The sequence below is a fragment of the Serratia grimesii genome, from assembly GCF_900186025.1.
Lineage (GTDB): Bacteria > Pseudomonadota > Gammaproteobacteria > Enterobacterales > Enterobacteriaceae > Serratia > Serratia grimesii.
On the sequence record NZ_LT883155.1, the window covers coordinates 572,365 to 594,558 of the forward strand.

Consider the following 22,194-nt stretch of genomic DNA (forward strand, 5'->3'; position numbering starts at 1 on the left):
GGTCTAGCACCGCGATCGATACAGTAAGCGCTCGTTTTAGCACTCCCAGGAGACATCGCATGTCATTAGACTCCGCCATCTTCCCGCTGGTGTGGATGCGTCAGCCCACGGCAGAGCAACCGCACGACACCGCCGCCGAATTTGCCGAATTCAGCCGCTTATTGCAGCGCGAGCAGCCCTTTGTGCTGTTGTGCGACCGGCGGATGGATGACGACGGTAAGCATGATCGTGATGAGCGCACTCAAATCGCACTCTGGAAACGCGATCACCGTGAGGCGCTTGCGCGCTGGGTGAAGGGCATGGTGTTGATTGAGCCGGATGACGTGCGGCGGCAGGCCGCAGAGGCATTTGTCGATTTTGCCAGCCGATTCTGGGGTTATCCGGTTCAGGTGGTCGCCAGCGAACGCCAGGCTCATGAACTGGCGCAACGTTTGCTGGTGCAATAAGGGGGAGCGATGTATCAACAACAGGTAATTACGGCACTGCTGGACTGGATCGAGCAAAACCTTGAACAGCCATTGTCACTGGACGACATTGCCAACAAGTCGGGCTATTCCAAATGGCACCTACAGCGGTTGTTCAAACAGTTGACCGGCCACGTACTGGGGACTTATGCACGACGCAGAAGGTTGACCGCGGCGGCCCGTGAGCTGCGGCTTACCAGTGCCGGTGTTGCTTTTATCGCGGATAAATACCAGTTTGATTCCCAGCAGACCTTCACCCGCTGTTTTAAAAAACAGTTCGGCATGCCGCCGGCCGGTTATCGGCGCAGTGCGGATTGGTCAGGTCAAGGTATGCAGCCGCCATTGCGGTTAACGGATGAGCCACTGCCGCAGGCGGACATCATCACGCTGCCGGCAATGCAACTGGTGGGGCGTACCCAGCACCGCAGTTGTACGTTGGGGCAACTTCTGCAGTCGAAAAATGCGCTGCGCCAGCATGCCTGGCGCCAGATGTTGCCGATGGAAACCGAGGCGCCGACGGTCGTGTATGGTCTCACCAGCCTGGAGGCTGACAGCCGGCAGCGCAGTGGGCAGCGCATGGCTTATACCCTGGCACTGGCGGACGATCGGGTTGACGGGGAACAGGTGCTGATTGAACAGGGGGATTACGCCAGTTTTGCCTATCAGGGACAGGTTGAAGAGTTACAAAACTTTATCGCCCGTTTGTATGACACGGCGATACCGATGATGAAAGCGATACGGCGACCGGGTCAGGATATCGAGCGTTTTTATTCCATGCCGGGCGGTGTTTGCAGCGTAGATGGCGCGGCGATCCGCTGCGAATATCTGATTCCCATTCGTCGCATGTCACCGCAAACTGCCGCACTTTAGCGGCGGTTTTCACAGAAATTCCTCTTCGTGCTGCACCAGGTTACAAAAAAGTTCGATATTGCGCCGGTAATGTTTCACACTTAGGTTGATGTGCACATATAATGCGCATCCGGTCATATACCCTATGCCTTTCAAGCTGCAGCGTTGTTGGCTGTGTGCGTCCACCTCGTCCACTTACCTGAGTAAGCGCCCGAGTATTCGCGCATTGGCTGCCGAGCCGCAACCTGAAATTCTGTGGGTACAGAGGGCCGAGTTAACCTATATCTATAATTGCCAGTGGCCACAACCAACACGAAGATGAAAATGAGCATTCGCGCGTTACTAACCCTGTTTACGGCACTGGTGGTATTCAGCCAAGCTGCCTTCGCCGTTGTCTATCCTTTGCCTGCCAAAGACAGCCGTCTGGTGGGTGAGAACATCCAAATCACCGTACCGGAAGACAGCAAGTTGCCGCTGGAGAGCTTTGCCGCTCAATACCAGATGGGCCTGAGCAACATGCTGGAAGCCAACCCAGGTGTGGATCCCTTCCTGCCGAAGGCCGGCAGCACACTGACTATCCCGCAACAATTGATCCTGCCAGACGCCCCGCGTGAAGGCATCATCATCAACAGCGCCGAGATGCGTCTGTACTACTACCCGAAAGGTACTAACACGGTGATCGTGCTGCCAATCGGTATCGGCCAACTGGGTAAAGACACCCCGTTGAACTGGACCACCACGGTGCAGCGTAAGAAAGACGGCCCAACCTGGACGCCAACCGCCAAAATGCGTGCAGAGTATGCTGCTGACGGTGAAATCCTGCCTGCGGTATTCCCAGCCGGTCCGGATAACCCAATGGGGCTGTATGCGCTGTACGTCGGTCGTTTGTATGCGATCCACGGCACCAACGCTAACTTCGGTATCGGTCTGCGCGTGAGCCACGGCTGTGTGCGTCTGCGTGCTGACGACATCAAGTTCCTGTTCGAAAACGTGCCAGTCGGTACGCGCGTGCAGTTCATCAACGAGCCGATCAAAGCCAGTGTTGAACCGGATGGTTCTCGCTACCTGGAAGTGCATAACCCACTTTCTGCTAACGAAGAACAGCTGAAGTCGAAAGATCCTGTGCCGTTGACCATCTCTGCGCCTGTGGGCAAAGTGGTGATGGACCCTGCGGTTAACCAGAGTGCAGTTGATGCGGCAATCAAAGCCCGTTCCGGTATGCCGGTTAAAGTGAACTGATTGATTCAGTGTTGCGGAAAAGACGCCTTCGGGCGTCTTTTTTTTGGCTGAAAAACGCTTCAGGGGAGAAAGCACAACCGGAAGCCTTGTGGTGAATTGTCATAATAATCACAGTGCATCTACCTCTGCTATCGCCACCAGAAATGCCCATCCTGTGATTATTCCATTAAAAATCATCGCTGATTAATAAGTTATATAACCCCTCTGACCAGTTCCTGATTGAAAAAATTCTCTCAAATTATGTGCACTGTGAAAATAAGATCACACAAGCGTAACAAAAGGTAAACATAGGCTCTCTATATTGGCTGCTTTGCTTTTGGGAGGGAGTGCCATGCGTAACTGGAACGAGCCGAAAAAGAACAAAGCGCACATCGAATTGATCCCGATGATCGACGTGATGATGTTTTTGCTGGTGTTTTTTGTGTTGATTAGCCTGAACGTGATCCCGGCCCTCGGGCTGAAGACCCAACTGCCGTCTGCGGGCAGTGCTCAGCAATTGAAGCCGCAGAAAAAGGCGATCATCACGCTGGGCGCAGAGGATCAATTGCAGCTCGACGGCCAACCGGTCGCACTGAATGCACTGGTCAGCACGCTGAAACAGCAGCAGCAGGAAAACCAGACCACCACCATTATCGTCAACAGTGACAAAGGCGTGGCGGTAGAGCGGCTGGTGGCGGTGATGGATAACCTGCGTCAGGGCGGCTTCTACTCCGTCTCTATCGCCACACGGAAGCTGTGACATGTATCTGCTCTATCGTTCACGTCACCTTTTCAGTTGGTTACCGGCGCTGATTGTCGCTGGCTGTGTGCTGTTTGCCAGCCAGCAGGCGGCACTGAAAATTCAGCCGCGCTATGACGAAACTGCCATGGAGCTGGCGTTGGTCGAGCCGGAACCTCAGACACAGCCAGAACCAGAACCTCCGGTGGAAACGCCGCCACAACCCGAACCCCCACCGCCAGAGCCGGAACCTATTCCTGAACCGGTAGTGCCGGCCCCAGAGCCGATTATTGAAGCCAAGCCGGTGCCAAAACCGCAGCCGAAACCTAAACCGGTAAAAGAAAAAGCCAAACCGGTGGAGAAGGCCAAACCCGTCGCAGCACCGGCAGCGCCACGAGCATTGGTCAGCAAGCCAGCGGCAGTAACCGCTCCGGCAGCTCCGGCAGCGCCAAAGGTGAATACGCAGGCGATCGAAAACGGATATTTACAGGCGTTACGCCACGAGCTGGAACAGCGCAAGCGCTACCCCAGCGGACGGCAGGCCTCTCTCGAGCGACCTCAGGGCAACGTAGAAGTGTGGCTGGAGGTTGATCGCAGCGGTCGGGTGCTCTCGTCCGGCATCACGAATAAAGCCACCAGTATGCTGCTCAACCGTGCGGCACTGAGCAGTCTGCAAAGCATCAGCCAGGTGAAGCCGTTCCCAAGCGACGCTTTCAACGGGCAAACAACAAAACGATTTTCAGCCACGTTCAATTATCAGGCGCCTTGACGCCTGGCATAACAGTTTGATCTTTATGGGAAGGGAACAATGAAATCTTTCAATCGATCTGGGATTTATCTGGCAGTGATGTCGGCGATATTGCCGGGTGCGGCACTGGCGGCGGACTCGACCGACGTCGGTACCATCAGTGTAAAGGGGCAGTCGCTGGGCGGTGGCATGATGGTGCAGGACGACAGCGCCAAGTCACGCTCCACCGTTACCAAAGAGGCGATGGATAAAATGCCGGCAGCGGCCAACGCCATCGACAAATTGAAATATACCCCGGGCCTGAACGTTAACAGTAATGACGCCAGCGGCCTGAGCGGCGTTGATTACACCATGCGCGGCATGAACTCTGATCAGATCGGTCTGTCGATGGACGGTATTCCCATCAACGACTCCGGCAACTATGCGGTGTACCCGAACTTGCTGGGCGACTCGGAGAACCTGGAGGAGATATTCGTTACCCAAGGTTCCTCTGAGGTTGATGGCCCGCATATCGGTTCCAGCGGCGGTAACATTGGGATGGTAACGCGCCGTCCGTCGAAGGACTTTGGCGGCTTTGTTAAACAGACGCTGGGCAGCAACAACCTGAGCAAAACCTTTGCGCGTTTAGAGACCGGTGAGTACAACGGCTTCAGCAACTGGCTATCCTACTCGCACACTGAAGCGAAAAAGTGGCGTGGTGAAGGGCGCAACTATTCCGATAAGTTTGAGATGAGCTCGTTGTATGAGGACGGTAACGGTAACAGCAGCAACCTGGTGATGAAGTACAACCGTCAGAATAACGTTAACTATAACACCCTGAGCAAGGCGCAGTTTGAAAATGACGGCCGTTATGCCAACGATTACTCTGCTACGCCGGAGTACAACAGCAAGGGCCAGTTGACCAAGTACTACAAACTCAACCGCAATCCGTTCGATACCTTTACCCTGTCGTTCACCCAAAAACTGCAACTGCGTGACAACCTGGCGTTGACGGTACAACCCTATTACTACTGGGGTAATGGTGGTAGCTTCAACGGCCAAACTGCTTCTGTGCTGTCCAATACATCAGATAAGGCGGGTCAGTACGATCTCAGCAATTTGAAATCCAACACTTATTACCGCCCATCCTGGACCCAGACCTGGCGTCCGGGTATCACCACCAAGCTGAAGTGGGACATCAACGATCAACACAGCCTGGATATCGGCTACTGGTATGAACGTGCGCGTCAGTCACAGACCCAACCGTTTATCGGTATCAAGGACGACGGTAACCCAGAGCAAATTTCGGGTAAACCGGGCGGTTCCGATCAGGTAAAGGATGCCAATGGCAAAACCGTGCAGGGGCGTAACCAGTACACCATCACCCCAGCGCAAAAAGTGTGGCTGCAGGACACCTGGTTTGCCACGCCGGACTTAACCTTCGTCGGCGGGCTGGCCTATCAGTATGTTGAACGAAATGGGGATAATAAAGGCAGTCTGTATAACGTGCCGGAAAAGCGCGATGCCAGATACCATGAATTCCTGCCGAACTTCAGCGCCAGCTACAAGCTGAATCAGGAAAACCAGGTGTTCTATAACCTGACGCGTAACATGCGTACCCCGCCAAACTACGTGCTGTACAACGTGGGGGATTCAATCAGCACCAAGCCGGAACTGAGCTGGAACCACGAGTTGGGCTGGCGTTTCCAGCAGGAAAATATGCTGATGAGTGCCACGCTGTTCTACATGCGCTACAGCGATCGTCAAATCTCCACCACCAACCCGGCCGGTGACTACGAGATGATGAACATCGGCAACGTCGAGAACAAAGGGCTGGAGCTGGAGTGGAGTGGCCAGTTGCCGCATAACTTCAACTACTACACCTCGTATACCTACACCCAATCTAAGCAGAAGAGCGACATCGTCAGCAACGGCGGTCTGCCGCTGCCAACCAGTGGCAAAGAGGTGCCGAACGTACCGAAAAACCTGCTTAACATGACACTGGGTTATGACGATGGCCTGTACTACAGCAGTGTCAGTGGCAAATACGTCGGGGCGTTCTACGGCGACTTGACCAATGACGAGAAGATTGGCGGCCGTACGGTATTCGACTTGGCCGCGGGTGTGCATTTGCCGGTGGACAAAAAGATCGTCAAGAGTGCGGCGTTGCGCTTTGGTATCAGCAACCTGTTTGACAAGGAGTACCTGACATCGGTGCGCACCACCACCTTCAACGCGGCCCCTTATGGCGGTGTGAGGGCCAGCACGCCGTACTACAACGTCGGGGAAGAACGTACCTTCAGCGTCTCGCTGGAAGCCACCTTTTAACTAATTAAACGCTATGGTTTTCACGTTGCAGCCAACAACGCTGCAACGTGAAAGACGATGGGCAAGAGGACCGAACGATGAATGCCAATCTGTTACACGACATTATTTTCTACGTGATGTACGCCGCACTGGCGATTGCGCTGGTGATCATTGTCGAGCGCGCGCTGTACTTCGCTTACACCCAACGTCAGGCGCGCCGACTGGAGCAGGCGCTGACGCTGGACGTGCATCGTACCGCCGATTTGCCAGATGAACTGACGCAACGCAACAGCCTGCCACTGGCGGTGATTTCACCGGTGTTGGATCAAAAGCACCGTGCCGGCGACCGTGAGGCGATTGGCGATCTGATTGATGCTCAGTACCTGTTGAGTAAACCGCTGATGGCGCGAGGTCTGTGGCTGTTGGAAACTATCGTGACTGCTGCGCCATTGTTGGGGCTGCTGGGCACGGTAATGGGGATTATCGAAACCTTTAAGGCACTGGCTGCCTCTGGGGTGTCTGAGCCAAGTCTGGTTTCTGCTGGTATGGGGACGGCGCTGTACGCCACCGGGTTGGGTATCGCCATCGCGCTGCTGTGCCTGGTGGGAAACAACTATCTGCAAAGCCGTATGGAACGTATTAATGAACTGCTGAAAGTGCTGTTGATCCGTGCGGGCGCGCCGACCAGCCGTCCGGAAAACGGCAGCCGCGAGCAATGGGTTGACAGCGAGGCACCACGCTATGCCTAATGGCCGTCAACCACGGCGGCCTCTGGGCCGCCTTTACACTGCGTTATGGGGTGGCTGTCTGTTGATGTTGAGCCAGAGTGCGACGGCACGTTTTGAGATTCCCGGCTACGAGCTGGTATACACCGCACCGGTGGAAACCGCTTTGCAGGCAGATGACCTGCGCAACACTGCGGAAGTGTGGCAACAGATGTTTGATGCGGCGAAAACCCGTATTGATCTGGGCCAGTTCTATGTGGCGAATGAACAGGGATCGTTGCTGGACGGTGTATTGCAGCACCTGAAAGCCGCAGGTGAGCGCGGGGTGAAAATCCGGTTTCTGATGGAAGAGAAGGGTATTCGCATCTCTACTCCTGAGACACTGGAACAGCTTAAGGCGATCCCGAATCTGGAGCTGCGCATTATTCCTTACCAGCGTCTGAGCGGTGGCATTTTGCACGCGAAGTATCTGCTGGTGGACGGTGAGCAGGCATTTGTCGGCAGCCAAAACTTTGACTGGCGTGCATTGGCGCATATCCACGAAACGGGATTGCGTATCAGCGATGCCGGGGTTGTTGGGCAGATCCAGGCGATCTTCGAGCAGGACTGGCAGGCTCAGGCCTTGCTGGCTGCGGATAAACCGGTGCCACAACTGCCGTACCAGCCAAATACCGAAACACCGCAGGGCAACTATTTGGTCGCCAGTCCGCGCGCTTACAATCCTGCCGGGGTGGTTGACTCGCAGGTGGAGTTGCCGCGTCTGTTGGCAACCGCCAGGCAGCAGGTTCGGGTGCAGGTGATGGATTACGCGCCGCTGTCCTATGGCCCGGAACGCAGCCGGCCTTACTATGCCGTGATCGACAACGCCCTACGCAGTGCCGCTGCACGCGGCGTGAAGATCGAGCTGATGGTTGCCAACTGGAACACCAAAAAGCCGGATATCGCCTGGCTAAAAAGCCTGTCAGTGGTGCCGAATGTGCAGATAAAGATCGTCACGATCCCACCGGCAAGTAACGGGTTTATCCCGTTCGCCCGGGTGATCCACAGCAAAATGATGACCATCGACGGTGAAACGACGTGGATCGGCACCAGCAACTGGACCGGCGGTTATCTGGATAATTCGCGCAATCTGGAGCTGGTGTTGCACAACCCAGTGATGAGCCAGCGGGTGGATAAGCTCTACAGCCAACTGTGGGACAGCGTTTACGCCGAACCGCTTAAGCTGGATTACGACTACCCGGTACCCAAACCGGGCGGCGAGTCCTGAGATCGAAAATAGAGTGGTGGTCATTGATTGTCTTTGGATGAGATTTCACATTTATATTCTTCAAAGGAAATGTTGTTTTCACCAAAATAGGCAACGGAGACCACCCCATTTTCCAGTTCAGCGACAGTCGCTTCCAGCGGCAGATTAGTGCATTGATAGTTGGTATGATAATGAAGCTCCACAAGGAATTTCTTTGCCAAAAGACTGACCGTCGGTGAACTGATGTTAAACATACTGTGCATGCCTGAGATCATCAACGACGCCAGTATTAGAGGAGCGAATCTGCGCGGCAGCATAATGAGTTTTTTCACTTCCAGTTGTTTGTCTGCATCGGACGAAAGACGTTTTTTCCCGGTGATGAGACGCTGTGCCATACGTTTGGTTAATTTCGGTGCGAATATCTGTAACGGCATGATGAAAACCATTGGAATGATAATGGCTAACCATTCAATCATTGCCATTGTTATAACGAACAGCAGGATGATGCTTAAGTAAGTGATTGGCGTATAGAGGGTCGCTAATATATTGGTAATTTCCGGGAAAAAACGCGAGCTGCTGTGTGTGAGTTCCGTCAGCCAACTCTTTGACATTGCAGATGAGATATAAAATGCCAATGTTCCGACACCAGCTAGCAATACTTTACCTGCCAATCTTGCCCAGGTCTTTTTTATCATCCATTCGCACCTGGATTTTAAATCCAACAGGGCGGCGAGGGCATAAATCCCGATGCTAATCTGCATCAACAGTAGGCTATGTACATCGATAAATAAAACGTAGGGAATATGCAGGATAATGAGGAGAGTCGCAAGATAAAGCAGGAATTCGGTGAAAATAGACAGTTTATAAAATTTTCTAGTATTGACCACCAATCGCCAGTAATGCCTGATTAATCTTGATTTTATTGTGGGTAGCAGGGCAACAGTTCTAAGTAAAAACATTGTCGGTAATGTCAAAAATAAACACAGGGTGATGGCATGAATAATATAGTTTTTGTTGTGGAAAAATAACGCGAAGAGGGCCAGTAAAAAACTTATTACAAGTTGGGCTCGACGTTTTTCTAGTGGGCTTTTATTTAAAAGAGACTTGATCGAGTGGCGGCTCATCACTAATTCCTTGAGAATAAAAAATGGACGCCGCCCAGAATAGCATTTTTTAGTCTGCCCTCATAACAAGAGCAGATTTTGGGATTATTTTCGCCAGCCGGCTTGCTCCAGTGCCGTCAGCAACTGCTCTGCACTTAATCCTTCCGCCCGATGGCCGTTACCGGAAACGGTATTGGCCGCCAGCAACGCATTGATAATTGCCTCTTCTACCGCCTCAGCCGCCGCGGCAAACAGCTCGGAAATGTAATCGTTATTCACCATGCGCAATGGGGTGGTGAAGGCTCCCTTATTGGCGTAGTCGGCTGGCGGCAGCCCGTCGTTGCCGGTGGCGAAGGCGATAAAGATATCACCGCTGGAGTCTTCAGTGCCGCCGCCGGTACGGGCAATGCCAATGCTGGCACGTTGGGCCAGTCGCGTGCATTGGTGCGGCAACAGCGGCGCGTCGGTGGCGAGTGTAACGACGATTGATCCCATACCCGGATGCGGCAGTTGCGGGGTGAATGGCGAATGAATATGCCCCAGATGGCGACCCACCGGATATCCGCCAACCAAAAGCGACGCACGCTTACCGTGGTTGGCCTGCACGATGGCGCCAACCGTCCAACCTCCGCGATCGGCGGGCAGACGACGGGATGCCGTACCGATCCCCCCTTTGAACTCATGACAAATCATGCCGCTGCCGCCGCCGACTGCACCTTCCTGCGGCAATCCGTCGTGCGCCGCTTGCAGTGCTTGTCGCACGTGCTCCGGTTTGACGTGAAATCCGTTGATGTCATTGAGCAGGCCGTCGAAGGTTTCCATGACTACCGGCATATTCCAGTACACCGCATTGTCGTCGGCGGGCAGTGCTTCGCGTTCCAGGGCAATCAGGCTGTCACGCACCACCCCGACGCTGTGGGTGTTGGTGAAGGCGATTGGGCTGGTGAGCAGACCGGCTTCGCGGATCCATTCCAACCCCGTGGCGTCACCGTTCCCGTTGAGGACATGCACGCCGGCAAAGCAGGGGGATTTTCGGGCCTGACCGGCACGGGGTTCAATGATCGTAACGCCGGTCCGCACGCTACGACCGTCGGCCAGATCGGCGTGGATGCTGGTGTGACCAACGCGGACACCGGGCACGTCGGTGATGGCGTTCAGCGGGCCGGCAACGCCGTGACCAATCTTAATGCCCAAATCCTGAGCGCGCTGCGACATGGTTATTCTCCTTCTATTGAGGGTTCAACGAGCGGGACGGTTTGACGGGTGTGCATATAGCTCAGCACCAGGCCAAAACAGAGGATACCGGCAATGATAATAAAGTCTTTCAGGCTGCTGGCGATCAAAATTGTCCACAACACGTACAGGCAGCCAAGCAGTGCTATCACCACAGGCAGCGGCCACAGTGGCATCAGATACGGGTGATGGAAATGCACACGGCGACGGCTGATCAGCGCAGCGATGGCCATAATGATGTACACCAGCAGCAGCAGGATCACGGTAAATGAGGTTAGATCGCCGAGGTTGGAGCAAAAGGCCAGCAGCGCTGAGGGGATGCCGAACAGCAGGGTGGCAATCCACGGCGTGCCAAAACGCGGGTGAATCTTTTTCAGTGCCCGGTTCACCTGTGGCAGCCAGAAACCGTCACGGCCACTGGAGAACATCATCCGGCTGAACTGGGCTACGATAGCGATAATGGCGTTGAACACAGAGAGGTAAATGGCCCCGCTGACCACCCGCGCCAGCGTCGGTCCGCCCAATTGACTGACTACGTAGCCGACGGGGTCCGCCTGTTTGGCCATTTCAACCAAAGACGGCGCACCGATCAACAGCGCGGTGAAGGGCAGCAATTCAACCAGCACCACGATCACCAGCGTTAACATGATGGCGGTCGCCATCGGTTTGCCCTGTTCGCGCATATCTTCTGCCATGTACACCGCAGCGCCATATCCGTTGTAGGAAAATAGTGCGACGCCGACCATGGCGACGATTAACGGCACGGAGACTGGCGCCAGCACCCCTTCGGGATTGAGCATTACTGGGGCGGTGAGTATGTCTGCGCTCTGATGCGGGTTGCTGAACCCCAGCCAGGCGATTAAGCCCAGCACTGCGATCTCGACCACCAGAAAGGTGCCGGTCAGCAGGGCGTTGGCCTTGATATTGAAAATGGCGCAGGCACCGCCGATCAGGATGGTGATCATGCCTGCCGTAGAGGCGTCAAATTGCGTGCCCAGCGCGGTATTTAAATAGGGCACCGCGCCAGTAGCCAGCACGGCCGGGACAAAGAGTGCGGCGCTGAGGATAAAAAGGTAAGTTTGTAGCCCACACAGGGTGCCGAACAGCCGTTTAATGATGCTGTATTCGCCGCCTGCGCTGGGGTGTGCGGCGCCTAGCTCTGCGTAGCACAGCGCGATGGTGGCTGCGATAAAGGCGGCGATCAGAAATGAAATAAAGGCGCCGCTGCCGGCGCTGGCAATCGCCAGTGGAGCGATGACAAAGATAGAGCTGGCTGGTGTGACGCCGGAGGCCGTAATCATCACGACGTCGAGGACGCTGAGATTACCTTTGAATTTATGTTCTGGTGTGGGCTCTTTCATTCAATACCCCATTAACAACGCGTAAGTGAGTGATGTTGCGGACGGCGATCATGCGATAGCACATTGCGATGGCATGTCGTTGTCCGGGCCTGATTAAATAGAGCGCGTGGAAAAAGAGGGCGAATGCCTTCGCCCCTATAAAATCATTATTTTTATTATGAAATTACCCTTGCCCGGACGGGAAGCTGAAGCTGGCATGCTGGGCGTCATGGGACGAAGGCCAGCGCTGGGTAATGGTTTTGCGCTTGGTGTAAAACCTGACGGCATCCGGTCCGTAAGCGTGCAAGTCGCCAAACAGCGAACGTTTCCAACCGCCAAATGAGTGGTAGGCCACTGGTACCGGCAATGCAACGTTAATCCCCACCATGCCGACCTGAATATGATTAGAGAAGTAACGTGCCGCCTCGCCGTCGCGGGTGAACAGACAGGTGCCGTTACCGTATTCATGGGCATCAATCATCGCCATTGCCTCTTTTAGCGTGTTGACCCGCACTATGCCTAACACGGGGCCGAAGATTTCCTCCTGATAAATCCGCATACCGGGTTGTACGCGGTCAAACAGTGTCGGGCCGAGGAAATAACCTTGGCTGGGCTGCCCGTTACCGTCTTGTACCTTCAACTCACGGCCGTCGACCACCAACCGGGCGCCTTCTTCAACTCCCTGATCGATGTAGCTTTTTACCTTTTGATAATGTTGCTGAGTGACCAGCGGACCCATGTCGTTGTGGTTATCGCGACCGGCACCCACCCTCATGTTGGCCATTTGCTGTTGCAAGCCGGCGATCAGAGCATCGGCGGTTTCATCTCCTACCGCGACAACCAGTGGAATTGCCATGCAACGTTGCCCACAAGAGCCGAATGCCGCCCCCATCAGTGCATTGACGCTGCCGGTGATGTCAGCGTCCGGTAACACCACTGCGTGATTTTTCGCACCGCCCAATGCTTGCACCCGTTTGTTTTGGCCGCAGCCGGTGTGATAAATATGCTCCGCTACCGGCGTCGATCCGACAAAACTCACCGCTTTAACGCGTGGATCATGCAGCAGAGTGTCCACGGCTTCGCGGTCGCCGTTGACCAGATTCAATACGCCGGGTGGCAGCCCAGCCTCCGATGCCAGTTGAGCGATATATAACGTGGAGGAGGGCACGCGTTCAGAAGGCTTCAATACAAAGGTATTGCCGCATGCCACAGCCATCGGCCACATCCACAACGGCACCATCGCCGGGAAGTTAAAGGGCGTGATACCGGCCACGACACCCAGTGGCTGAAACTCACTCCAACTGTCGATACCGGGCCCGGCATCCTTACTGTGTTCCCCTTTGAGTAGTTCCGGTGCATAGCTGGCGTACTCAATATTTTCGATGCCGCGTTGGAGTTCACCCATGGCGTCACTGAGTACTTTGCCATGCTCGGCGGTTATCAGTTGGCAGATGTGGTCGGCATGCTGTTCCAGCAACGCTTTAAGACGAATCATGATCCTGGCCCGTTTCAACGGCGGGGTATCTCGCCAGGCTGGATAGGCCCGTTCGGCGGCATCTATGGCACTTTCCACGGTGGCACGGTCAGCCAGTAACACGTCCTGATGTGACAGCCCGGTCGCCGGATCGAATACCGGTTGGCTGCGGGTGCCGCCAGTGGCGGACTGACCGTTGATCCAATGTGCAATTGGCATGGTATTCGCTCCTTATTCAGTGGCGTTGATGGCGTCGCCCAAGGCGTTGATTAACGAATCGATCTGCGCCTCACTGCTGATAAACGGCGGCGCCAGTTGCAGGGTGTCGCCGCCGTAGCGGACATAAAACCCTTTTTCCCAACAACGCATTGCCACCTCGTAGGGCCTGCGTGCTGCTTCTCCCGGTCGTGCCGCCAGCGTGATACCGGCCGCCAAGCCAAAATTGCGAATGTCGGTAACGTGGTGGCAGCCCTGTAAACCGTGCACTGCCTGCTCAAAATACGGTGCCAGTGCCTGAACCCGCTCAATCATCTGCTCGCGTTGAATAATATCCAGTGTCGCCAACCCAACGGCACAGCTAACCGGGTGGGCGGAATAGGTATAACCGTGCGGGAATTCGAGCAAATACTCGGGGTCATCGGTGTCCATAAAGGCCTGATAAATCTCTGGGCGAACCACTACTGCCCCCATCGGTTGCGCGCCGTTGGTCACCTGTTTGGCGATATTCATAATGTCTGGCGTGACACCGAACGCTTCGGCTCCGGTCAACGCGCCGCAGCGGCCGAAGGCGGTTATCACTTCGTCAAAGATCAGCAGAATATTGTGTTGGGTGCAGATCTCACGGATGCGTTGCAGATAGCCAACGGGCGGCACAATCACCCCAGCGGAGCCGGAAAAGGGTTCAATAATGACGGCAGCAATGGTTGAAGCATCACGCAGCGCGATGATCCGGTTCAGTTCTTCTGCCAGCTCGGCCCCCTGCGCAGGCATCCCGCGTGAAAAAGCGTTATCCGTCAGCAAGGTATGCGGCAGGTGATCAGCCTCGGCGCTGGTACCAAAGGCTTTACGGTTACCGGCAATCCCACCCACGGCAATCCCACCGAAGTTAACACCGTGATAGCCCTTTTCGCGGCCGATAAAGCAGGTTTTTCCTGCCTGACCTTTGGCTCGCCAGTAGGCCCGCGCCATTTTTAATGAAGTGTCTGCCGCTTCGGATCCGGATCCGGTGAAAAAGACATAATCCAGCCCGGCTGGTGTCATGGCTTTAATTTTATTCGCCAACTCGAACGATAAGGCATGGCCGAATTGGAATGCCGGGGAGTAATCCAATTGGGAAAGTTGTTTATGAGCCGCGTCGGCTATTTCTTTGCGGCCATGGCCTAAACCGCAGCACCATAGCCCTGATAAACCGTCAAATATTTTACGCCCGTCCTGGCTGGTATAATAAACGCCTTCAGCGTGGCTTATCATTCGCGGGTTGGTTTTAAAATTACGGTTACCGGTAAACGGCATCCAATGTGCTTCTAACCATTCACGTTCGGGTTTATTTTTAGGGTGATTTAAATCAGCCATTTTTCCCTCCGGGCGGGAGAATCGATGAGGTTAATTAAATAACCTGGCGTGTTAATGAATTGTTGCTTTAAATTGACTATGTTCTGCTTCTTCACTAATGTGAATAATCATATGTCGAAACTTACTTAAGGTTTTATGCAAGTAAAAAAGCGCGCACTTTTGGGGCAGTTATCGGATATGGACTTGCGGTTGCTGCGAGTGTTTAAGGCCGTGGTTGACTGTGGTGGCATGAGCGCCGCCGAATTGGAATTGAATATCAGTCTGTCGACCATCAGCAAGCATATCAAAGATCTGGAACAGCGTTTGGGCCTGACACTGTGCCATCGCGGGCGTGAGGGGTTTGCGGTCACTGACGAAGGGCTGCTGATTTACCAGGAAACCATTAATCTCTTGGCGGCAACCGAGGCTTTCCGTCGTGGCGTGGATGATGTGCACCAGCGTTTGGGTGGACAACTGCATGTGGCGATATTTGATCATACCGTCAGTAATCCACAGGCACATATCGGGCGAGCTATTGCGTTATTTAGTGAACAGGCACCGGACGTGTCTTTGCAAATGTATGTGGAGCCGATAAATACCATTGAGCGCGGCGTTATTGATGGGCAATTTCAGGTTGGCATTATTCCCATGCACCGTAGTGCAGAAAGTTTATCTTATAGTTCGTTATTTAATGAGAGGATGTTCTTATATTGCGGTGCGCAGCATGAATTATTTTCTGCTAATCATGAAACGCTGAATTGGGATCTATTGCACAATTATGCCTTTGCTGGATTAGGTTACCATTCGCCGAATATGGAACTGAGCCTGCAACAGCATTTGCATCGCAAAGCGACGGGTTTTGCCCAAGAATCGATAGCGACATTAATCCTTTCCGGTAAGTACGTCGGTTTTCTCCCCGACCACTATGCGGCATTTTTTGTCGCGCAGAAGATGATGCGGGCGATCAAACCCTCGCTGTTCTGCTACCACTGTGAGTATTCCAGCGTATTACGGCGTTCACCCAGCCCGCAACGGGTCGTGAAGCTGTTCCACGAGTGCCTGCTGGCGGCTCATGGAACAGCATGATGTTACTGATCTTTCTTCTTGCCGAAAATCTTGATCAGCACGCCGACCAGTATGCCAATCGCGATGCCGGTGAAAATCCAGCTGATGATACCCATTTCCGATCTCCCGCTATTACTTTGATCTAATTATATAATCATTCGACGCGGAATGCGCCTTCGATCATCAGCTGCCGCTGCGGCGCACTGTAGTCGATCAGTGAGTTCTTGCTGTTGGATTTGGCCAGTGTGACGGCCAGTTCGTCGGCGGAAATGGGCAGATCGTCCTGCCAAAACGTGGCGATGGCGTTGCGGGTAATGAAGTCGATCAGATAGCGTTCCGGGCTGTCTTGTTGTTCGGGGAACAGGCGAGTGGCGAGTTCGGCCATCAGTGCCCGCTGTTGCGGTTGTTCACTCTGCGCCAGCAGCTCGAGGAAGGGCAGCAGCAGACGGCCACACACCTGTCCATGGTGGTAGTCGCGCAATGCGCCAATTTCACCTGCAATACCGTGGATCACACCTAACCCTGCGGCGCTCAGCGTCAGCCCACCAAGGTAGGAAGCTTGCATGATGTCCTCACGTGCCTGAGCACTGCGGTTGAGTGTCGGCCAGGCACGCAGGAAGTGGCGGATACCGGTCAGCGACATCTCACGTGTCATGGCATTGGCGGTTTTGGATAAGTAAGCTTCGAACAAATGGGTGAAGGCATCGATGGCGCAATAAGCCAGTACCTTGTCCGGTGTGCCCTGTAGCAGTTGTGGATCCAGGATCGCGGTATGCGGCACAAAGTTGTTATGCCGCAGCGAGGCTTTTACCTTGCTGAAGTGAGTATCTGTGATTACCGCGTTCTGAGTCACTTCGCTGCCGGTGCCGGCCGTGGTCGGAATGGCAATCAGCGGCAAGGTGGCACCACTGATTTTAGTGTCGCCGACTTTTTCCATATAGCGCAGGGTCGGCAACGGGTGTTCAACCAGTGCGGCAAATGCCTTGGCGGCATCCAGTACGCTGCCACCGCCGATCGCGACTACGCGTTGAGCTTTTCCGCGCCAGCGCGCGACCCAGGCGTCGATCTCTTGCGGCGACGCCTCGTGACTGACTATTTCGGTACCGATCAGCAGCGGTGTCAGCGTGTCCGCCAGGGAAGAATACACCGCGCCATTGAGAAATGAGCGGCAGCTAAACAGCAGCGTCGGTTGCGGCTCTGCGGTCAGTAGCGGGATCAATTGGCTGATGCTGCCGTGGCCGAACCAGGTATGGCGGTTGGCGATCGTCAGGCTGGTGGTCATAGTCTCTCCTTGGCGCACGAAAACCACAGCATAAGCCAGCCTCTGCGGCTGAACCACTGCTTTTCGCTGCCTGAAAGACATTCCGTTAATATGTTAACCCAGCATGATTGCTTCAGGGCGCGATAATCTCGCGAAGGTGTGATTTGTTTAACATGTAAACAATTCAGGGATTGCATTTGGTGCTATTGAGTGTTTTCTATAACAAGCAGGCCAGAATGAAGCCGGAGCAAAGTGATTGTTAATTTATTAATGATGGCGGGCGAATATGACTATTCAGGTCGAACGATTATCAGCAGTGATCGACGCAGTGGCGACTCAACGCTTTTATCCTAGCTTGCTGGCCTGGCTGGAAGGCTTTTTCGCCTTTGATAATGCTATTGTCTACGCTTTTGAACGCGGCCAGGCACCACGTTGCCTGATAAAAACCGAGAAGGAAAACAGCGACGCGGTTAACCAACTCTACCAGCAGGGCGCTTATTTGCAGGATCCGTTTTATCAGGCGCTGAATGGCGGTGGGAGTGACGGAGTGTTAACGTTGCGCCAGCTCGCACCGTGCGGTTTTTACCATACTGATTATTACCGTAATTTTTACCGAAAAACCGGCTGGCACGATGAAGCTGGCGTACTGCTGCCCCTGACGACGGAACGCGGGCTGGGGGTGTTTTTCGGCTCGGCGCGTCAGTCTGTGGGAGTACGCTCTCCGCAACTGACAGAGTTGCGCGACGCGCTGACACTGTTGAAAAGTGTCGCTCGCCTGCATGGTGAAGTGATCGCGGCGCCCGCTGCGCCGGACAAGGTGACGGACCATGCCGTGCAGGCACGTTATCTGTTGACGCCACGTGAGCGTGAAATTGTGGATCTGATCCTTGAAGGCTCCGGTTCACAGCAGATCGCCGACCGGCTGTTTATCAGCCTGGGTACGGTGAAAAATCACCGCAAGAACATCTACAGCAAGCTGAATATCGGCTCACAGGCCGAGCTGTTCAGCCTGCTGTTGGCCACACCGCTGCGACGCAGTGCCTGAGTGTTAATTATTTGTTGCGAATGTCCCTAAGGGGACATAGCGACGACGACGTCGCTTGCTGATAATCCGATGATAGAGCCAAGGTCATCGGGAGTGCGGCAGTGAATAATAATATCGAATCGTTAACCTACTACGCGGCAACCAAGAAGTACGATCTGCGCTTCCCGACGCTGGAAGAAGATCTGGACGTTGACGTGGTCATCATCGGTGGTGGCTTCTCCGGCATTAATACCGCACTGGAGCTGGCGGAACGGGGCATCACCAATATTGCCATTCTTGAAGGGCGCCATCTGGGCTACGGCGGCACTGGCCGCAACGGTGGACAGGTGATGGCGGGGATCGGCCATGATCTGGAAAAGATCAAACGTCATGTCGGTCCTGCCGGGCTAGAAACCATCTTTAAAATCAGCAACCTTGGTGCCGGGATTATTCGCGAGCGCATCAAAAAATACCACATCGATGCCGACTTCTGTTTTGGCTACGGCTATCTCGGCAGCAACGCGCGCCAGGAGAAAACCTTGCGCAGCTGGCTGAAGGAGTTTAAAGCGGTATCGCCGGATGAAGAGATCGAACTCTATACCGGTGCGGAAGTGAAGCAGGTGGTGGGTTCAGACGCTTATACCTGCGCATTGAAACACATGGGCGGCGGGCACGTGCATTCACTTAACCTGCTGTTAGGGGAAGCTCAGGCGCTGAGCGGCTATGGCGTGAAGATCTTTGAAAACAGCAGCGTGCTCGGCGTGGAATACGGTTCGCGTATTAAGGTACGTACCGCCATGGGATCGGTACGCGCCAACAAGATGCTGTGGGCCTGTAACGGTTTTCTCAACGGCATGGAACCGTTCATCTACAACAAAACCATCAATACCTATGCTTTCCAACTGGCGACCGAACCGCTGCCTGACGAACTGATCCGCCAGATCAGCCCGATTCGCGGTGCTTACAGCGACATCCGTCCGGTGATTGACTATTACCGTGTGACCAATGAAAACCGTTTGCTGTTCGGCAGCGCGACCCGACTGATCGAATACATTCCGGCGGATCTCAAAGCCTGGAACCGTAATCTGATGTTGAAGGTGTTCCCCTATCTGCATGACGTCAAGATCGACCTGGCCTGGGGCGGCCCACTGTGTTGTAGCGCCAATCTGTTCCCGCAGATTGGTACTTTGCCACAGCACGATAACGTGTTCTACGTGCAGGGTTATTCCGGTTTTGGCGTCACGCCGAGCCATATCGTCTGCAAGGTGTTGGCGGAGGGCATGAGTGAAGGATCCGATCGTTACGATCTGATGAGTTCGATTCCGCACGTCAATATCTTCGGCAAGGACAAACTGCGGCGGGTGATGACCACTGCCGGCAAGGTTTGGCACCAGACATCCGGTTACTGGAAAGGCCGCCGTTAATTCTTATGAGAGGAGAGAGACATGAAACCATTACTGCTGAAGCAAGCGTTGCCTGAATTGCTGGAGATTGGCAGCGTCAGCAACCTCGGTGCCAAGGTGATCGCTGGTGAGCCAAACGTGGGCGTCGCGAGTATTTTTGGTGAGCCAACGGATAACCTGAATTGTGGCATCTTTAGCTGTACACGCGGTACCTTCGTGATGGAGTACCCGTTTGCTGAACACGCCACCGTGTGGGAAGGCACGGCAACGCTGACTGATGAGAACACCGGTAAATCCGTGCAATATCAGGCCGGTGACTCCTGGTTTGTCGAAAAGGGCACGCCGGTGCGCTGGGAAATCACCTCCGATCGTTTTGTAAAACACTACCTGGCGATTGTCGAAGGTTGATCTCGTACTTCCCCCTCTTCGCTGGAGAGGGGGATCCGCTACCCCAGCACCCGTTCAATAAAACTGCCGATCCGCCTCAAGATCTGATCTTTGTTCGTCTCGTTAAAGCTTTCATGACGCCCACCGGGGTTCACCATGGATTCAAAATCGTGGCCCTTCAGCACGTTGATGGCGGTTTGCGACTGCGCCATAAGCACCAGCCGGTCGTCATCACCGTGTATCCATAACGTTGGCAATGCACCAAAGCCCGGCCCGGCGTTGATTTTGGCCAGCATTTGCTGAATGCCATGCAAGGTTGGGCGCTTGAATGGGCCGTGCCACACCAGCGGGTCGGCCTGATAGGCAGTGCCAACTGCCGGATCGCGCGACAGGGTGGCGGTATCAAGCGGATCGTCAGGGATCTTCGAGAGATTCAGCAGATCGGAAATTTGGGTTCTTTCGCCAATTAGTGGACCGGAAAGCACCAGCGCACGCACGTTATCCCCATAACGCTGAACGTAGCGGGTGGCGATCATGCCGCCCATGGAATGACCAATGACCACCAGTGGTACCCCAGGGTGCAGTTGCTGGAAATGTGCCGCCACGCGGTGAACGTCGTCGACGACGGCGTCATAATCTTCAATTAATACGCGCTCACCCTGTGACAAGCCGTGGCCAACATGGTCGGGGCCAAACACGCGCGCACCTTGGGCTTCCAGCGTGCGTGCTACGTACTGATAGCGACCGAGATGCTCGCCGTAACCGTGTACCAGCAGCGCCAGAAAGCGCGGTCGGTCATGGCCCCAATCATGTACCGCGATATCGCCCTGGCCACCTTTGATAAAGCTAATCTTCTGTTCAGACATATTATTTTTCTCATCGGTAGGGATAAACGGAAACCCTATTCAGCGTAGTGGCAAAGCGAGGAATTGGTAGGGGCGCAAGATGCTGCGCCCTGAGGTGATTAGCGAATGAACTGCTGCGCCAGTTGATCAATAGCCTGACGCTGGAACTGATTGAAGGCCTCGCGTGGTTGCTGTTGTTGGATAAATTCCAGTAGCGGATCCTGTACTTCGGTACGGATGCCGCTGAGTTCTTCCATCACTGCCAGACCGCAAAACGGTACGTAGGATTCGGCATAACCGCCTTCATGCACCATCACCAATTTGCCATCGCACAGGCGATCGGCGGCGTCCTGCACCAGGGCTGTCATGTGACGGAAACTGTCACTGTGTAATTGCATACGCGCCAGCGGATCGAGGGCGTTGGCATCGTAACCGCAAGCGACAATGATCATTTCCGGTTGGAATTGTTCCAGCGCCGGAATGACAATTTGGCGCATGGCGTGCAGGTAACCATCATCACCTGCCCCGGCCAGCAGCGGAATATTGATGTTATAGCCTTCGCCCGCACCGGCCCCGCGATCCTGCTCACCAGAGTATCCTGCCGGGAAGCAGCCATCCTGATGCAGTGACAGTGTTAGCACGTCGTCCCGCTGCCAGTAGATATGCTGGGTGCCATTGCCGTGATGGACGTCCCAGTCGAGCACCGCCACCTTGCCCAGACCGTATCTTGCTTTGGCACGTTCGATGGCGATGGGGATATTGGCCAAAAAGCAAAAACCCATCGATTGGTCCGGCAGGCAGTGGTGACCCGGCGGGCGTGACAGTGCATAGGCGTTGTCCAGATCGCCCTGCAGCACCGCCTCGACGGCTGCACAGGCTAATCCGGCGGACAACTTGGCTATCTCGTAACTGCCGGGGCCCAGCGGCGCTTCCTCGCCCAGCATGCCGCCGCCGTTGTCGCTTAACTGTTTGAAGCGTTGTAAATAGTGGGCCGGATGAATGCGTAGCAGGTCTTCATCCGATGCCAGCTCCGCGCTCAGCAGCGTGAGCTGGCGCGACAGACCGGACACGTCCATCAGGTTCTTCATGCGCCGTTTGGTTTCCGGCGATTCTGCATGGCCCGCCCCCGAAGGCGGTTGTACCCAGCCGCCGACCGGTAGCGTGGTGGCGTGCAGGCCGGTGCTGTGCCAGAAACAGCGTTCATCAAACAAGAAACCGGTTTTTCTTTTCACC

Annotated in this window: 20 protein-coding genes; 12 read left to right on the top strand and 8 right to left on the bottom strand. The window is 54.6% G+C overall.

Annotated elements, in window-relative coordinates; translation table 11 throughout:
• The first annotated feature begins 59 nt into the window (after positions 1-59).
• From SGBXF1_RS02655 to SGBXF1_RS02690, 8 genes are all read left to right on the top strand, one after another.
• Positions 60-446 (top strand): hypothetical protein, encoded by a 387-nt coding sequence (locus SGBXF1_RS02655; RefSeq protein WP_186427775.1) that lies wholly within the window; start codon positions 60-62, stop codon positions 444-446.
• Between the two features lie 9 nt (positions 447-455).
• The gene (locus SGBXF1_RS02660) at positions 456-1,334 is read left to right on the top strand and encodes a helix-turn-helix domain-containing protein (protein WP_186427776.1); all 879 of its coding nucleotides are present in this window, start codon (positions 456-458) and stop codon (positions 1,332-1,334) included.
• Between the two features lie 297 nt (positions 1,335-1,631).
• Positions 1,632-2,552: a L,D-transpeptidase family protein gene (locus SGBXF1_RS02665; protein ID WP_037424405.1), complete on the top strand. Its 921-nt coding sequence runs from the start codon at positions 1,632-1,634 to the stop codon at positions 2,550-2,552.
• A 331-nt stretch (positions 2,553-2,883) separates the two neighbouring features.
• On the top strand, positions 2,884-3,291 hold the full coding sequence (locus tag SGBXF1_RS02670; protein WP_037424404.1) for an ExbD/TolR family protein: 408 nt from the start codon (positions 2,884-2,886) through the stop codon (positions 3,289-3,291).
• A gap of 1 nt (position 3,292) precedes the next feature.
• Entirely contained in the window at positions 3,293-4,039 is a 747-nt protein-coding gene (locus SGBXF1_RS02675) for an energy transducer TonB family protein (RefSeq protein ID WP_061807431.1), read from the top strand.
• A gap of 39 nt (positions 4,040-4,078) precedes the next feature.
• A complete protein-coding gene (locus tag SGBXF1_RS02680) occupies positions 4,079-6,325 on the top strand; it encodes a TonB-dependent receptor family protein (protein WP_061807430.1) in 2,247 nt (748 codons plus the stop codon).
• Between the two features lie 77 nt (positions 6,326-6,402).
• Positions 6,403-7,053, top strand: a complete 651-nt coding sequence (locus tag SGBXF1_RS02685) for a MotA/TolQ/ExbB proton channel family protein (protein WP_037424398.1) — start codon at positions 6,403-6,405, stop codon at positions 7,051-7,053.
• Positions 7,046-8,296 carry a phospholipase D-like domain-containing protein gene (locus SGBXF1_RS02690; RefSeq protein ID WP_186427777.1) on the top strand — a complete coding sequence of 417 codons (1,251 nt, stop codon included), beginning with the start codon at positions 7,046-7,048 and terminating at the stop codon, positions 8,294-8,296. Before SGBXF1_RS02685 ends, SGBXF1_RS02690 begins: the two co-directional genes overlap by 8 nt.
• 20 nt (positions 8,297-8,316) lie before the next feature.
• On the opposite strand, the gene SGBXF1_RS02695 is transcribed toward SGBXF1_RS02690, so the two are convergent.
• The 5 genes from SGBXF1_RS02695 to aptA all read right to left on the bottom strand — a co-directional run bounded on the left by SGBXF1_RS02695 (position 8,317) and on the right by aptA (position 14,997).
• Complete coding sequence (locus SGBXF1_RS02695; protein WP_186427778.1) at positions 8,317-9,399, bottom strand: hypothetical protein; 1,083 nt, start codon at positions 9,397-9,399, stop codon at positions 8,317-8,319.
• 84 nt (positions 9,400-9,483) lie between these two features.
• Positions 9,484-10,593 carry a DmpA family aminopeptidase gene (locus SGBXF1_RS02700; protein WP_186427779.1) on the bottom strand — a complete coding sequence of 370 codons (1,110 nt, stop codon included), beginning with the start codon at positions 10,591-10,593 and terminating at the stop codon, positions 9,484-9,486.
• Positions 10,594-10,595: 2 nt separating this feature from the next.
• Positions 10,596-11,972, bottom strand: coding sequence for an APC family permease (locus tag SGBXF1_RS02705; protein ID WP_130382541.1), 1,377 nt, complete (start codon positions 11,970-11,972; stop codon positions 10,596-10,598).
• 163 nt (positions 11,973-12,135) lie between these two features.
• The gene (locus tag SGBXF1_RS02710; protein ID WP_186427780.1) at positions 12,136-13,644 is read right to left on the bottom strand and encodes a CoA-acylating methylmalonate-semialdehyde dehydrogenase; all 1,509 of its coding nucleotides are present in this window, start codon (positions 13,642-13,644) and stop codon (positions 12,136-12,138) included.
• A 12-nt stretch (positions 13,645-13,656) separates the two neighbouring features.
• Positions 13,657-14,997 carry an omega-aminotransferase AptA gene (gene aptA, locus SGBXF1_RS02715; RefSeq protein WP_186427781.1) on the bottom strand — a complete coding sequence of 447 codons (1,341 nt, stop codon included), beginning with the start codon at positions 14,995-14,997 and terminating at the stop codon, positions 13,657-13,659.
• A 135-nt stretch (positions 14,998-15,132) separates the two neighbouring features.
• Between aptA and SGBXF1_RS02720 the strand changes: the two genes are divergently transcribed.
• Positions 15,133-16,062: a LysR family transcriptional regulator gene (locus SGBXF1_RS02720; RefSeq protein WP_061807424.1), complete on the top strand. Its 930-nt coding sequence runs from the start codon at positions 15,133-15,135 to the stop codon at positions 16,060-16,062.
• Positions 16,063-16,195: 133 nt separating this feature from the next.
• Here SGBXF1_RS02720 and SGBXF1_RS02725 read toward each other — a convergent pair whose 3' ends face one another.
• On the bottom strand, positions 16,196-17,323 hold the full coding sequence (locus SGBXF1_RS02725; protein WP_186427782.1) for an iron-containing alcohol dehydrogenase: 1,128 nt from the start codon (positions 17,321-17,323) through the stop codon (positions 16,196-16,198).
• Positions 17,324-17,588: 265 nt separating this feature from the next.
• Between SGBXF1_RS02725 and SGBXF1_RS02730 the strand changes: the two genes are divergently transcribed.
• From SGBXF1_RS02730 to SGBXF1_RS02740, 3 genes are all read left to right on the top strand, one after another.
• Complete coding sequence (locus SGBXF1_RS02730) at positions 17,589-18,347, top strand: helix-turn-helix transcriptional regulator (RefSeq protein WP_037424385.1); 759 nt, start codon at positions 17,589-17,591, stop codon at positions 18,345-18,347.
• 101 nt (positions 18,348-18,448) lie between these two features.
• A complete protein-coding gene (locus SGBXF1_RS02735; RefSeq protein WP_061807422.1) occupies positions 18,449-19,750 on the top strand; it encodes an NAD(P)/FAD-dependent oxidoreductase in 1,302 nt (433 codons plus the stop codon).
• A 21-nt stretch (positions 19,751-19,771) separates the two neighbouring features.
• Positions 19,772-20,137, top strand: coding sequence for a cupin domain-containing protein (locus SGBXF1_RS02740; protein ID WP_037424379.1), 366 nt, complete (start codon positions 19,772-19,774; stop codon positions 20,135-20,137).
• Between the two features lie 38 nt (positions 20,138-20,175).
• Here the strand turns inward: SGBXF1_RS02740 and SGBXF1_RS02745 are convergent, their stop codons facing one another.
• The gene (locus SGBXF1_RS02745) at positions 20,176-20,982 is read right to left on the bottom strand and encodes an alpha/beta hydrolase (RefSeq protein WP_037424376.1); all 807 of its coding nucleotides are present in this window, start codon (positions 20,980-20,982) and stop codon (positions 20,176-20,178) included.
• Between the two features lie 98 nt (positions 20,983-21,080).
• Positions 21,081-22,193, bottom strand: a complete 1,113-nt coding sequence (locus SGBXF1_RS02750) for a class II histone deacetylase (protein ID WP_037424373.1) — start codon at positions 22,191-22,193, stop codon at positions 21,081-21,083.
• Position 22,194 lies beyond the last annotated feature (1 nt).

What these genes read in the sequence shown, in the direction of transcription:
- SGBXF1_RS02695 (WP_186427778.1), bottom strand. Translation starts at nt 9,399, where the DNA reads ATGAGCCGCCACTCGATCAAGTCTCTTTTAAATAAAAGCCCACTAGAA.
- SGBXF1_RS02685 (WP_037424398.1), top strand. Translation starts at nt 6,403, where the DNA reads ATGAATGCCAATCTGTTACACGACATTATTTTCTACGTGATGTACGCC.
- SGBXF1_RS02720 (WP_061807424.1), top strand. Translation starts at nt 15,133, where the DNA reads ATGCAAGTAAAAAAGCGCGCACTTTTGGGGCAGTTATCGGATATGGAC.
- SGBXF1_RS02700 (WP_186427779.1), bottom strand. Translation starts at nt 10,593, where the DNA reads ATGTCGCAGCGCGCTCAGGATTTGGGCATTAAGATTGGTCACGGCGTT.
- SGBXF1_RS02680 (WP_061807430.1), top strand. Translation starts at nt 4,079, where the DNA reads ATGAAATCTTTCAATCGATCTGGGATTTATCTGGCAGTGATGTCGGCG.
- SGBXF1_RS02675 (WP_061807431.1), top strand. Translation starts at nt 3,293, where the DNA reads ATGTATCTGCTCTATCGTTCACGTCACCTTTTCAGTTGGTTACCGGCG.
- SGBXF1_RS02670 (WP_037424404.1), top strand. Translation starts at nt 2,884, where the DNA reads ATGCGTAACTGGAACGAGCCGAAAAAGAACAAAGCGCACATCGAATTG.
- SGBXF1_RS02745 (WP_037424376.1), bottom strand. Translation starts at nt 20,982, where the DNA reads ATGTCTGAACAGAAGATTAGCTTTATCAAAGGTGGCCAGGGCGATATC.
- SGBXF1_RS02725 (WP_186427782.1), bottom strand. Translation starts at nt 17,323, where the DNA reads ATGACCACCAGCCTGACGATCGCCAACCGCCATACCTGGTTCGGCCAC.
- SGBXF1_RS02665 (WP_037424405.1), top strand. Translation starts at nt 1,632, where the DNA reads ATGAAAATGAGCATTCGCGCGTTACTAACCCTGTTTACGGCACTGGTG.
- SGBXF1_RS02655 (WP_186427775.1), top strand. Translation starts at nt 60, where the DNA reads ATGTCATTAGACTCCGCCATCTTCCCGCTGGTGTGGATGCGTCAGCCC.
- SGBXF1_RS02730 (WP_037424385.1), top strand. Translation starts at nt 17,589, where the DNA reads ATGACTATTCAGGTCGAACGATTATCAGCAGTGATCGACGCAGTGGCG.
- SGBXF1_RS02690 (WP_186427777.1), top strand. Translation starts at nt 7,046, where the DNA reads ATGCCTAATGGCCGTCAACCACGGCGGCCTCTGGGCCGCCTTTACACT.
- SGBXF1_RS02710 (WP_186427780.1), bottom strand. Translation starts at nt 13,644, where the DNA reads ATGCCAATTGCACATTGGATCAACGGTCAGTCCGCCACTGGCGGCACC.
- SGBXF1_RS02740 (WP_037424379.1), top strand. Translation starts at nt 19,772, where the DNA reads ATGAAACCATTACTGCTGAAGCAAGCGTTGCCTGAATTGCTGGAGATT.
- SGBXF1_RS02705 (WP_130382541.1), bottom strand. Translation starts at nt 11,972, where the DNA reads ATGAAAGAGCCCACACCAGAACATAAATTCAAAGGTAATCTCAGCGTC.
- aptA (WP_186427781.1), bottom strand. Translation starts at nt 14,997, where the DNA reads ATGGCTGATTTAAATCACCCTAAAAATAAACCCGAACGTGAATGGTTA.
- SGBXF1_RS02660 (WP_186427776.1), top strand. Translation starts at nt 456, where the DNA reads ATGTATCAACAACAGGTAATTACGGCACTGCTGGACTGGATCGAGCAA.